This window comes from Pelagicoccus mobilis, assembly GCF_016595505.1.
GTDB classification, from domain to species: Bacteria; Verrucomicrobiota; Verrucomicrobiia; order Opitutales; family Opitutaceae; genus Pelagicoccus; species Pelagicoccus mobilis.
This window is the reverse complement of record NZ_JAENIL010000009.1, coordinates 39711-52632: the sequence shown is the minus strand read 5'-3', so window position 1 is coordinate 52632 and position 12922 is coordinate 39711. Positions and strand designations below refer to the sequence as shown.

8 protein-coding genes are annotated in these 12922 nt (G+C 53.1%); 2 read left to right on the top strand and 6 right to left on the bottom strand.

What is annotated here, in order from left to right; translation table 11 throughout:
- The first annotated feature begins 15 nt into the window (after positions 1-15).
- Both JIN87_RS06245 and JIN87_RS06240 read left to right on the top strand, forming a co-directional pair.
- Positions 16-198 carry a hypothetical protein gene (locus JIN87_RS06245; RefSeq protein WP_200354679.1) on the top strand — a complete coding sequence of 61 codons (183 nt, stop codon included), beginning with the start codon at positions 16-18 and terminating at the stop codon, positions 196-198.
- Positions 199-305: 107 nt separating this feature from the next.
- The gene (locus tag JIN87_RS06240; RefSeq protein WP_200354678.1) at positions 306-1940 is read left to right on the top strand and encodes an SLC5 family protein; all 1635 of its coding nucleotides are present in this window, start codon (positions 306-308) and stop codon (positions 1938-1940) included.
- On the opposite strand, the gene JIN87_RS06235 is transcribed toward JIN87_RS06240, so the two are convergent.
- The 6 genes from JIN87_RS06235 to JIN87_RS06210 all read right to left on the bottom strand — a co-directional run bounded on the left by JIN87_RS06235 (position 1918) and on the right by JIN87_RS06210 (position 12663).
- Entirely contained in the window at positions 1918-3249 is a 1332-nt protein-coding gene (locus JIN87_RS06235) for a family 43 glycosylhydrolase (protein ID WP_200354677.1), read from the bottom strand. The genes JIN87_RS06240 and JIN87_RS06235 overlap by 23 nt on opposite strands.
- A gap of 79 nt (positions 3250-3328) precedes the next feature.
- Positions 3329-4411: a LacI family DNA-binding transcriptional regulator gene (locus JIN87_RS06230; RefSeq protein ID WP_200354676.1), complete on the bottom strand. Its 1083-nt coding sequence runs from the start codon at positions 4409-4411 to the stop codon at positions 3329-3331.
- Positions 4412-4855: 444 nt separating this feature from the next.
- Positions 4856-6175 (bottom strand): sulfatase-like hydrolase/transferase, encoded by a 1320-nt coding sequence (locus tag JIN87_RS06225; protein ID WP_200354675.1) that lies wholly within the window; start codon positions 6173-6175, stop codon positions 4856-4858.
- Positions 6176-6194: 19 nt separating this feature from the next.
- Complete coding sequence (locus tag JIN87_RS06220) at positions 6195-8903, bottom strand: alpha-L-rhamnosidase (RefSeq protein WP_200354674.1); 2709 nt, start codon at positions 8901-8903, stop codon at positions 6195-6197.
- 247 nt (positions 8904-9150) lie between these two features.
- Positions 9151-10929, bottom strand: coding sequence for a sodium:solute symporter family transporter (locus tag JIN87_RS06215; protein ID WP_200354673.1), 1779 nt, complete (start codon positions 10927-10929; stop codon positions 9151-9153).
- 186 nt (positions 10930-11115) lie between these two features.
- Complete coding sequence (locus tag JIN87_RS06210; RefSeq protein WP_200354672.1) at positions 11116-12663, bottom strand: SpoIIE family protein phosphatase; 1548 nt, start codon at positions 12661-12663, stop codon at positions 11116-11118.
- Positions 12664-12922 lie beyond the last annotated feature (259 nt).

The following is a 12922-nucleotide window of genomic DNA, read 5'->3' as shown; positions in this document are numbered from 1 at the left end:
AGATAACTCAAGAATATGAATACTTTACTCAGAATTATCGGATGGGTCGGACTCGCGCTAACGGTTGTCCCTTCTTTTCTCTTCCTCTTCGACGCGCTCAGCATGGAGAAGCTGAAGCTCGCCATGACGATTGGGATGGTTGTTTGGTTCGCAGTGGCGATCGTGCGGAGCCGTCTGGTGCCTGCTTCGAGCGAGTAGCGACTTTTGCTACAGGACATCTTTTTGCTTGTGGCCGTTGGGGACCCGACTCCGCTCGAAGAGCTACGACGGGCGTGCAACGGCCGCTACCTGTTACTTGTGCTTGCATGAATATCTCATCTCTCGATCTGTCTATTGTACTCTGCTACTTCGTATTCGTATTTTGGATTACGATACGCGTTGGGAGAGGTGTTAAGAACTCGGAGGATTACTTTCTTGCTGGACGCAGTATGCGTTGGCCGATGATCGGGGCCTCGCTTTTCGCGACTAACATTTCTGCGGAACAGTTTGTAGGGCAGGCTGGGCTTGCCATGGCCCTCGGGTTAGCGGTCGCGAACTATCAGATGGCGGGCGTTCTAGGATTCGCTTTGATGGGGATCTTGTTTTTACCTGTCTATATTCGGCTTGGGATCGCTACTACGCCGCAATTCTTGAAGGTCCGGTACGGGAAGGATTCCTATCGGTTTGTATCCATCTTCCAGATCTTGTTTTTGGCGATCAATGCGATTCCTGTTTCTCTTTATGCGGGCGGGCAGGTGATGCGCGACCTGTTTGGTTGGGAATCCTTGCTGCCAGGCGTTCTCATTCTCGCAGTGACCACCGGTTTGTACGCGGTGATCGGTGGTTTAAGGGCGGTGGTAATAACCGACTTTATTCAGATGTTCATCCTGCTTGCTGGCGGAATTATGGTTCTGCTTTTTGGCCTAAGTGCCGTGGGAGGATGGGATGTCTTCGTGCAAAAGACAGAGGACTTTCGCTCGCAGGAGGGTGTTGATTTGCTCTCCATGGTGAGACCGGCGGATGATCCGAACATCCCTTGGACCGCAGTGGTATTTGGGCTAACGATACACTCGCTCTATTTCTGTGCGGTGAATCATTCGGTGGTGCAGCGCGCCATGGCGGCGAAGAGTATTCACCAAGCCCGGATGGGTGGGATCTTTGCAGCGCTGCTCAAGTGTTCGACGGTCTTTCTCATCGTGATGCCTGGAGTTATTGGGTTGATGCTGATGAGGGACGGATTCTTTGAGGTTCCCCCTGAATCTCCTGATCAGGTATACTCGACGATGATTCGTTCTTTGCTTCCAGTGGGTTTGGTGGGGCTGGTTCTCGCTGGGCTGGTGGCTGCTTTGATGAGCTCCGTTGATTCCTTCCTCTGTTCTGCGTCGAGTCTGATTACACTTGATTGGTACAAGCCAATGCGTCCGAAGGCCAGCGAGCGAGAGATCGTAATCGCTGGGCGAATTGCGGGGGCGATCCTTGTCATCTCCGCGGTGGTTTGGGCTCTTTGGGTTATACCTCATTTCAAGTTCCTCTTCGATTACCTCGCGAAATTTGGATCCTACTCAGTGGGCGGTGTGCTTGCTTGTTTTCTGGGCGGACTGATGTCGCCTATTCCCAATCGGGTTGGGGGAATCGTGACTCTCATTTTCGGCACCTTAGCGGGCGTTCTCATGTGGCTCGCTGTAGACAACGCTTGGGTAGGCGGAATCGTTGATCAGCTTGGCCTCGATTTCATGAAGATGAACTTCCTGCACGCCGGAGCAGTTCTGACGGTCGCGAGTTTCGTGGTGCTCTTCGCTGTTTCGCTACTTTTTGGCGAAAAGGGAAGGGAAGGCTACGAGGCTTCTCGCGGAGTGGTCCTGATGAACATGGAAGCGACTCCCAAGGAGAACCGCCAGTTTGCGATCTGGGTTGTGGTCGTTGCACTTGCCTCCGTCGCTATTTACTGGGCGTTTTGGTGATTGCCAGACTGTGAACGACGAGCTCGGGATTGGGGCCGTCGTCAAAGCTCAGCGTCACGCCGAGTTTGGGATCGAACTCCGGGAATACTAGCTTGTATTCGGTTTGCGTGGACTGGCGAGATGCAGAAAGCGTCTGCGAGAGTTCTCCGTTTGAGACAGTGATCGAAGAGTCGGAGTCGCCAGTGCTGAGGGAGATCACCACGCCAGCCGAATTGGATGTGAGGCCTGTGATATTTGGATAGCAGAGAGTGGCGTTTTGTTTGGAAGGGGTGATTCCGAAGTTCCCGTGTTCATCTTCCACTTTTCGGATGCCTGATCCTGTGGAGTAATTTGCAGCTGAGAAAGGTTTTTCGCATGAGTGACGTCCGACTGCGTCAGAGTTTATCTCGATTGGGGCGATTTCTCCATTCTCACGATAATGGAGGTAGCTGATCCAGGAACCGCGATAATAGCGATTTCCCGAGAAACTCATATCGCAATAGATAAAGTAGCTTTGCCCTTTCCAGTCGAAGAACGAACCGTGGCGACCTTGTTGCGGACCTTGCGGCCAGGTCTTTTGCTTGAAGTTCTCCTCCATGCAATCCGGATCAATGATACAGCCTTTGTATTGGTAAGGGCCATACGGAGACTTCGAAGTCGCATAGAAGCATCCCCAGGAAAGGTAGTAGAGGTCGCCGTGCTTGTGGAGGAACGGTTTATCGTCGGTTTTACCGTCGCCGTAGGGACCGCTGGGATTCAGGATCTGGACTTTGCGCGGTTTCTCTGCGAGTCCGCTCATATCGTCCTTCAGTCGAGCGATGTAGTAATCCCAAACACCGAAGACGATGTAGGTTTCGCCATTATCAAGTTGGAGGAAACCGGGGTCGTAGACGTGCGTGTCTGCCGCATCGCTGTTGATCCAGGCGGTACCCGTTTCATCGTTCCAGGGACCGGTTGGTGTGGGAGCGCTTACGAGGGCGATTTCATGGGTGCCGACGGTTTCATCGACGATCGAAAGGCACCAGTAGTAGGTCCCGTTTTTGCAGATCGCATCGCCCGCCCAACACCCATGGAATGGTTTCCCGAGGTAGGTTTGTTCTGGAGAAAGTGTTGTTTCAAAGCTCCAGTTTACCAGGTCCTCGCTGCTCCAAAGCTGCCAATCGGGCATGATGAAGCTCTGGGCATCCGGATCCGAGTCGTGGGAAGCGTACAGCCAGGCTTTGTCTTCGAATATCCGTATTTGCGGATCTGTGACGCCTTGAGCTTGCAAGGCTTCTAGGCTAATGGGTTTGGTAGGGAGCGGTGGAGCGTAACGTTTCGTTTGGGACACTTTTGAAATGGGAATAGACTGCTAGCCTACGCGGGAAAAGCAGAGCTCTCACTCCTAGGCCGCCGCTAACTGTAGGATTTCAGTTTGAAGGAGCCGAGGGGCGTTTGAAGTTAGGACTATCCTTCCATTCTCCAACGACTGCTACTGTCTTTGTATGGGTTTCCAGTCCTACTCGAAAGCGATGGATTATGCCAACCAAGTGGTCGACCGAGACAATGCCAACGTTCATTCCGTTTTGGGTGATCCCTGCAAGATCTCCTTGTGGTGTATCCGCATGGAGGGAGACGACCTCCATATCTCCAGGGAAGGTGTATCCGCTTTTTTGCAACAAACTGATATAACGCAAACCGTCAGCCGCCATGATCACATCTGGTTGCTGCTCCTTGACCCATTTCAGGAACTCTCTTCCATCATCTGCGGTGTCTTTTTCCAGAAATGGCGTGAGGTTCATCCCAGCAGTGAGGTCTTTTTGTGCGGCGAGGTAGCCTCCGAGCCAAAGGTTGTTGGTCCGGACATTCATGAGCTGGGAGCAGCTGAATCCGATTCGTTTGAATCCGAAGTCATGCAGCTTCGTATAGAGCAAACGTGCGTTTTCGTATTGATCGGCTGTAATGTTGGTGAGTTCGGAGTCCTTGAGCGAATAGCCGATTCGCACCGAGCAAAAGGTGTCCCAGAAGAGATTTAGCTCGTCTACGTTGTGCGGCATGGGACCTACTATGACTCCGGATGCATTGCGGTCGTGGAGAATCTGAGACGCTCGCGAGGCGGTCATGCCCGGTTCGGACATCCAAAATGGTTCGAGTTTGTATCCAAGCTCTTGGCACCGTTGTTGAGCTCCCAGGTAACAATCTTGGTAAAACCCCTTTCCCTTAGAGAAGAAATCACGTGTCTCAAATCCGTTTATCCAGACGAGGATTCCCTGGAATGCTGGAGTACGATTTTGGGTGCGGTAAGCGGAGAGGGCAGAGAGCATCGGATCTGCTTGATAGCCCATGCGATCAGCTGTTTCTCGCACCTTTTTCTTGGTGGCTTCTTTGACTCTTGGCGAGTCTCGCAGCGCTTCGGCAACCGTTGTGAAATGAACACCAATCTCCGCTGCGATTTCGCGAACAGTAACACGACGATCGCTTTTATTCTCTGGTTTTGGCTTGGGGGCGGTCATTTCGATAAGTGACTACTTGGAAGTGAAGCGGAGTAAGCCTCTTTCGGCAACCCTGCTGTGACTGCGTTTTTAGATTTCATACAGTTGGATTCGGTTGAGAGGGAGAAGGACAGGGGCACTTTAATATCTAATCTTAAGATGTAGTTGTTCAATTGCCAGAGCGGGGAGTCTAGTGGGTAGTTCCTCCTCGCTCTGGTTCTAGCTACCCAAAATACCGCGGATTCCTTTTCTCCATAACACTACGAAGAGCACCCTGTCGCAAGGCAGGGTGTTTTTTGTGAGGGGAATGCTTCGTTATCATCTTGCAGTGGATCTTCATGATGCGGCAATGACGGAGCATTGCCCTCCTGGGAATGTATCCAGAAAAGGCAGCTACCTACAGGTAGCTGCCATGGGGGTAACAAAGTCTCTTTCGGTTCTTTGCTGTTCCTAGGAGATTCTAAATTAGTTCAGACCGGGTTTGGTAGAGGATTCGAGCCACTTGGTGAGCTCCTGGTTGAGTCGGATTACTTTGTCTGGCTGCTTCGAGGCGAGGTTCTTTAAATCGTTGGGATCGTTCTCAAGGTTGATGAGTTCGATATGTCGTTTGCCCTTTCTCCAATCGATCAGTTTGTCCCATCCACTGATAATGACTCGAGACTCCAGGTCAGAATCAACGTCTTCTAGCTGAGATAGCTCGATGTCGTGAGCGTAGTCTTCGACAAATACAGTGTCGCGTGCTGCGAGAGCGGCTGGGTCGCGAAGATCGAGGCCAGCCATCTCGCTTGGTACTTCAATACCGCAGGCTTTGAGGATGGTAGGGGCGATGTCGATATTGCTGGCGAGGGTCGTAGTATCCCGCTTGGCAGTCACTTGACCTGAGTGTTTGATCATGATTGGCGTGCGGATACCGTCCTCGTATGGCTCGCGCTTAGAGCGAACGGAGCGCTCAATCTGTGCTGGATTTGAGACCCAACCGTTGTCGCAGGTGTAGACGATAATCGTATCGTCAGCGATTCCTTTCTTTTCGAGGTAGCTTAGGAGATCTCCACACACTTCATCGAACCACTCGATATTCGCCCAATACTTGGCTTCTGACTCGCTGGAGGCAATGTCCTTATACTTCAAATACAACTCTTCTCGCGCATCGTGAGGAGTGTGTGGCAGGAAGACTCCATACCAGACGAAGAATGGTTTTTCCTGTTCGATCGCTTTGTCGACGAAGTTGTAGTAAGGCGCATGGGTTGTGCGACCGATTTTGAGACCTTCATCTCCGTGCCGTCCGCCTTTTTCGACAATACCGTGTGTCATCGCATCGGTGAAACCGTTCTCAAGAGGATCACCTTCCCACCACTTGCCGGTCTGCAAGGTTAAGTATCCATTGTCTTTGAGAGACTGGATCATGTTTGGCATCTTCTTCATTGGAGCGGTCATTTTCGGACGCCATTCGGCTGAGAGCTTTGGTGCTTTACGATGATGGACACCACCAGGGAGGACAGGGTCGTTTCCTCGAATAAGATGCTGGTGTGGATGCAGGCCCGTCGCCAAACTTGCGAGGGAGGGACGGCACAAGGGAGCGGATACATAACCGCGTTCGTAAAGGAGCGATTCGCTGGCGAGTTTGTCGAGATGGGGAGTATGTACGTGGGGATGTCCCATGAATCCGTAATCGTCCCAAGTCTGGTCATCACTGATGATCAGAATTACGTTAGGTTTCTTCGCTCCTGCACATAGGCTGCAAAAGAACATCAATAAAAAGGAGAGGGTGAGTTGTTTCTTATTCATTTGAAAAGTCGTTCCGGAACTAACTTTGGGAACGGAAGCGAAAGATCCCTGCAGGGAGTGTGTAGATGCCAGCTTGTTGGCTATACTTGTATGGTTTCGTGTGGATACGTTCCCAAGTCGGGTCGCTCAGAAACTCGATGGAATCGCTATTTCGAGCGGGAATGTGGATTTCGCCAATCGCGTTAGGTGGAATCTCCACTTCGAGTTCGAACTGAGTGCCTTTTAACTTCCACTCGCAACGCGCCATTCCTTGTGATGTTTCGAGCGAGGTCTTAGCCCATTCGAGCCCCCCGCCGGGTTGTGGCCGAAAGAGTAGGCGTTTGTAGCCAACACTGTCAGACAATTGGTCGATACCGCCGACGGTCCGGTAGAGCCACTCTCCGATGGCACCGTGCGCATAGTGGTTAAATGAGTTCATGCCATCGTCGCCGAACCCGTTTTCCTTTGTCCAACTGTTCCAGCGTTCCCACATTGTGGTCGCTCCATTTTCGATAGGATAGAGCCATCCCGGATAGCTCTTTTGCAGGAGTAAGCGGTAGGCGAGGTCGGTTAAACCGAAGCGGGAGAGAGTAGGGCAAAGGAGTGGCGTTCCGATAAACCCCGTGGAGAGATGGTTTTCCTTGCGTTCAATGAGCTCTACGAGGCGAAGAATTGCTCTCTCTCTATGCGTTCCCTCAAGGAGATCAAACGAGAGCGCGAGTAGGTAGGCGGTTTGTGTATCGCCTGCAAGCAAGCCAGATGGGGTTACGAACTCCTGGCGAAATGCATTGCCGATTTTTGTTCTCAGTTTTGAGAATCGCTCAACATCTTCTTCGTATCCAAAAATACCAGCGATCTTTGCCATCAGGGAAGTCGTATGCGCGAAGTAGGCGGTGCCCACGAGCTCGCAAGGAGTCGGTGCCCACTCTGGCTTAATCGCATCGACCGCCAGCCAATCGCCGTATGCAGTCGCGGGACGGATCAGCTTGTTGCTCGTCTTTTCCTGGTAGTCTATCCAGCTGACCATGTGGGTATAGCAACGTTCAAGCAGAGTTGCGTCTCCGTAGGCCTTGTAGATTTCCCAGGGACAGATCACTCCCGCATCTGACCAACCAGCGTTGCCGTGTCGCCGCGAGTGGGTGTCGATGGAGAACTTCAGTTCCTTGCGGACCGAGAAGACATCCGGAGCGATATCCGGGTAGGCACCACCTGCGGTTTGCCCATCGTTGAGGGCATCGATCCACTGTGAGAAGAAGCTGGATACGTCGAAATTGAAGGCGGCAGTTGGAATAAATACCTGAGCGTCGCCGGTCCACCCTAGTCGTTCGTCGCGTTGTGGGCAGTCGGAGGGGATCTCAAGGAAATTGCTTTTTTGTCCCCAGCGGATGTTGCTCTGTAATTGGTTCAGGTGAGTGTTCGAGCATTCGAAGGAACCGGTGGCGGGCATTTCACTGTGAAGTGCGATCGCAGTGAGCGTTTTCTTTGTGGGGCGGTTTGCCAGGCCGGACACTTCTACGTATCGGAAGCCGTGATACGAAAAACTAGGGAAAAAGGTTTCTGCTCCTTCGCCACTGCAAAAATAGTGGTCGGTCGCTTTGGCTTGGCGTAGGTTCTCGACGTAAAGACTACCGTCTTCGTCGAGCATTTCTGCAAAGCGAAGCGTTACCTTGTGCCCACGTGGGCCTTTAACTCTTAATTGGGCCGCTCCGGCGAGGTTCTGCCCAAAGTCAAAGATGTAGATGCCGTTTCCTCGACTTCTGATGGACTGTGGAGACAAGGCTTCTTGTTTGCGGGTGAGGGGGCCTTGGCGTGGTACGATCTCGGCTGCTGGGGGCGCGAAGCGATCTACAGCGCTCCAGCGTTTTCCTTCAAATCCAGCTTTGTCCCAACCTGGCATTTCCTTGCGAGCGTCGTAGGTTTCACCGTCATAGATGTCGGACGCTCTGATCGGACCGGTTGAGCTCTGCCACCGCGTATTGCTTGCGATGATTTCACGTTCCCCATTGCTCAGCAGAACTTCGAGCTGGCAGATCACGCTTAGCTGAGGGCCGTAGTTTGCTCGAACTGGGGGATGAAAGAGGTTCCCGCGATACCACCCATCGCCGAGTACGATGCCGATCGCGTTGTCGCCTTTGCGGGTCAGGTGGGTGACGTCGTAAGCGAGGTAAGGAATCGACTTCTCGTATTCGGTCCAACCAGGTGCAAAGCGATCTTCGGTCACTGGTTGTCCATTTATGGTAGCCTCGAATAGGCCTCGAGCGGAGATGTAAAGTCGAGCGGAAACGATTGAGGTGCAAGGAAGCTGAAACTCTCTGCGTAGGTATGGAACGGGTACAGTCAGCTTGTCTCCGTTGTCGAGTCGACCGATCCATTCTCCCTTCCAATCGTTCTCATCGAGAAGGCCTGCTTCGAAGAATGCAGGATCGCTCCATTGGCTCAGTTGCCCCCATGCGTCCCATATTGCGACTCGCCAGTAAATGCGTTCGCGGGATTTGAGGGGTGGGCCATCGTACGCGATGTCGGTGTTGCCGTCTGTATCGATTCGCCCAGTATCCCAAGTAAGATGGTGTGGTTCGAAGTTGGGATCGTCCAACGACGCCTGCAGCCGGTAGGCCATTTGAGCAGCGCCGGGGCGTTGATCATGGAGTTGCCATGAAAGGCGAGGGGTTCGGTCTCCGATGCCGATCGGGTTCGTTCGGAGGTTTACACGAAGCTTGGTCGCGAATGCGTTTGATTGGGGAGTAGACATGTACCCACTGTGTTCGAGGTGTACGCTGTGAATGCCGACGGGAACCGGGCGGGGATCCGCCGGTGCGTCAGTAGCTTGGGGAGATGGGGTTGTTCGTTATGAAATCGTGTCCGAGTGGAAGGGGAGTGTCTACCGTACCAAATCCATACTTATTGATAAACTGTGTGGCTGGCAGGCGTTGCAATGACGGAGCATTGCCCTCCGGTAACGAGTTAGGAGGGCACTCTTTCACGCACTCCAACTGTAGTTAACGGGAGGATACCAGTTCTTGAGCCTTTGAAATGAGTTCCCGGTCGCGAAGCTTGATGCTGGAGCGACGCAGGAGAATTCCGATGCCAAGCACTACACCGCCGCAGAATAGGAAGGCGATTCGGCCAGAGAGCGGATTTGGAATCAGACTGAGCAGCAGAATGAAGCTACCGAAGCCCATGGCAACTGAGCCCATGAGGAGGCCTTGCTTGTAGTCGGTCTTTTCGCAGCCAGATTCCTCCTCGGAGATCGGAGTGCGCATGCGTTTGTTGAAGGCTTCGATCTCTTGGCGGCGTTTTTCAGGCATGCGATTCCAGAAGCGCATGGTGAAGAAGAACCAACTGCCACAGGTCGTGAGGTTCGCGAAGAGGCCGAAGCTTGGGATCCAGTTGCGACGTTCGGTTTCGGTAAGCTCGCGGCCGAGCATATCTGCGAGCCAGTCGACGTTGAGGAAGTTCGCTACGCAGATGGAAGTTGTGAAACCGACTAAGGTCGTTGTCCAGGCCGCCCAGGATGGGGCCTTGCGGGTGAAGATGACGAGTGCGAGTGGTATAGTCATCGGGAAGGCCACCATAGAGCCCATCCATTGTACGAGTTCGAAGAGGCCGAAGCTCTTGATGTTGGCCAGAGCCAAGGCGCAGCCGATGATGAGCGCGCCGAGGAAAATCGTGGTCAGGCGACTGGCGAGCATGAGCTCCTTTTCGCTCGCATTGGGGCGCAGGACAGGAAGGTAGAAGTTGCGTACGAAGATGCCGGCATTTCGGTTGAGCCCTGTATCCATGCAGGAAACGGTGGCTCCGAGCATCGCGCAGATCATGAGGCCCATCATTCCCATCGGCAGATAGTCGAGCGCAACCGCGATGTAAGCGGCTTCTTCCGGATTGTTGAGTTCCGGGAACATCGATCCGATGTCCGGGTAGAGAATGGCGGCGGCCAGTGGGGGAATGAACCAGATGACTGGGCCGATGTAGGAGAGAATCGCTGCTAGAGCGGCTGCCTTGCGAGCGTGCTGGGAGTTCTTAACCGCAAGGTATCGTCCGGACTCGATCAAGTTGTTACAGTTGACCATTTGGCGAGCGAGATTCGAGAGCATCCAAAAGCCCAGTAGCCCGTAAGTGAATGGTGCGGAAAGGTCGAGGTGGCCTTCTGGCATCTTTTCCACGAAACCAGAGGGGCCGCCGACTGCATCCATCGCGAAAACGGCAGCGACGATGGTCACCGGCACCATGACGAGAAGTTGTACAAAGTCGTTCGAGGAAGACGCCCAAGAGCCACCGAGTAGGGTGGAGGTGATGACGATGGATCCCGTGATAATGATCGCCATCTCGAGCTGGATATCGAAGGAGATGGAGATGAAAAGGCAGAGACCGAAGAGCCAACCGGATCCGCCAACCACGCCGAGAGGAATGCTCAGCCAGGTGTAGAATTGCTGGCTAAACTTATCGAAGCGCTCGCGGACGGCTTCGACGGTAGTGATGGCCCGCATCTGGCGCGAGCGAGCGGCGAAGTAGAAGTAATTGATGGTAAATCCAAGGGCGTTGCCGACGTAGATTGTGACGACTCCCCAGCCATCGTTGTAGGCGGCGGAAGCGGCACCGGTGAACGTCCAGGCGCTGAACTGGACCATGAAGGCTGAGGCTCCGACGAGCCACCACATCATGTTTCCCCCGCCGCGGAAGTAGTCGCTCGTATTGCTGACGAATTTGGACGTGAAGTATCCTACTGTTAGAAGCAAACAGAAGTATGCCGTGATTACGATGTAGTCGTATTGAGTCATTGTAAGGGGATTGGGAAAGTAACGCTCTTGCGAGTCGGGGAAGTTTCGCAGGCGAGCGGTGCCCAAATCAATCGATGCGGATTTAATACAGATCGAGTCGCGCCAGTACGGTGCTTAACACGACAATACGCAGGGATGTCTTTTTGCGTTTACCCAGCAAATTTGACTCGGAGGGATGCGGTCTTCCTAGGCGAGCTGAGCCATCAGAAGGCAAACGTCGTCGCCCTCTTGGTCTTTGCCGGTGAAACGGCGAACATCGTGGATGAGGGTATCCAGTTTTTCTTCAGGAGATTTGGATTCGCTCTTGGCGATCGATCTCGCGATTCCTTCTGCTCCGAATTCTTCACCCTCGGGCGACATTGCCTCGAGGACTCCATCGGTGAAGAATACGATTTGCTCCCCAGTCTGGATCGGAAAACGATGGCTTTCGAACTCAACCCCGGGGATCAGGCCAAGTGCTGGATTCACGGGAATCGGGGACTCGGGCTCTTGCGGGAGGAGGGCGTGGGTGCCGCCATTGACGCAGATTTCTCCCGACTTTTCTTTGAGGTTGATCAGGCAAAAAACGCCTGATGCGAAAATGATGTGTCCCTTTTCTCCCAACCAACTAAAGAGCATGTTGTTGATCTCTTGCATGAAGCTCCGAGGGGAGTCGGCAAGGTGGTTAATTTCGTTTACCGCTGCGTAGAGCATGGCTGTGACCATCGCTGCGCTCGCTCCGTGGCCCATGACGTCGGCCAGGAATATGGCCGCGTTTCCGCTTGGTGTTTTGATGACAGAGTAAAAGTCGCCGCTCAGCTGAGTGGAAGGGATGTGTTTCGCTGCAAAAGTGAGCTGAGCGTTTCCGTCTTCGTCCTGGAATTGGGGGATCCCTTTAGTGAGTAGGCTTTGCTGAAGACTGCGCGCCAGTGTAAGCTCTTCCTCGAGGATTTTGTGCTGCTCTTCCAATTGTTGGGCCAGTCGCTTGCGTTCCGTGATGTCTCGGGAGATTCCGAAAGTTCCAAGCGGGTGTCCCGACTGGGAGACCATCGGGAGTTTCAGGGAATGTACCCAAATTTCATTCCCTTCCCAGGTGACGAACTCCTCCTTCTCGACCTTTTGCAGCTCGCCATTGACGAGCTTTGCTTCGTCGATCGCTGCTTCGTCGGCGTGTTCCTTGTCGAACAAATCGTAGTCGGTAAGCCCGATGGCTTGGCTGGTATCCGAAAGTCCGCTACCTTTGGCCATGTATTCGCTAGATGCCAAAAAACGCCCAGCTGCGTCCTTGAAATAGATGTACTCCGGAAGATCCTTCAGCATGAGCTTGAAGAGCCAGCCCGGCGACATGTTCGGATTGATCGAAACGAGTTGTTGGTCGGACTGCAGGTTTAGCTGCTTGCGCTTTTCGCAGATGTTCAGGGCCTCGTTCAACGCCCTTGCGAAGTCGCCTTCCTCGAGCTCGCATGAAAAAATGTTTCGGCCAATCCCAGGCTCGAAGCTCAGTCGATCGGCGAACGACGTAGCGTTTGAGGATTCGAGGGTGAATATCGTGGGTGGAGCGCTGGGCCAGTCGGAAATCGCTTTAGCAAGGTCCAGAAGTGAAGTGCTTGTGGATCCCACTATGACCAGGTCTACCTGCTCGTAGCATCCACTGATTGGAAGATCGCTCTCGACAGACTCTTCTTCCAGCTCGGGATGGGTGCGTGAAAGCCAATCAGAAACACGAGCGTTACAATTGACTTTCAGGACTTTCATTTCTTTGCAGCTAATTTTTAGACAACAGGTAGCGGTAACGTGGACAGAAGCAAGGTCGAGCTGCTTCTCGTTTTTAGCAATCTAGACTCGGCGATTGTACGGAATGCCGATTTCGCAGTATCAGTTTCCATGAGGGCGAGGGCTTCGATTTCGATGTAATAAGTATCGATTGTGTGGGAGTTGCTGAGCAGGGCGAAAAGGGCAGTCTTCTTTTTAAAGGTTCATATCCCTGGTTGGACGGTTCCACTCGTTTTCAGTT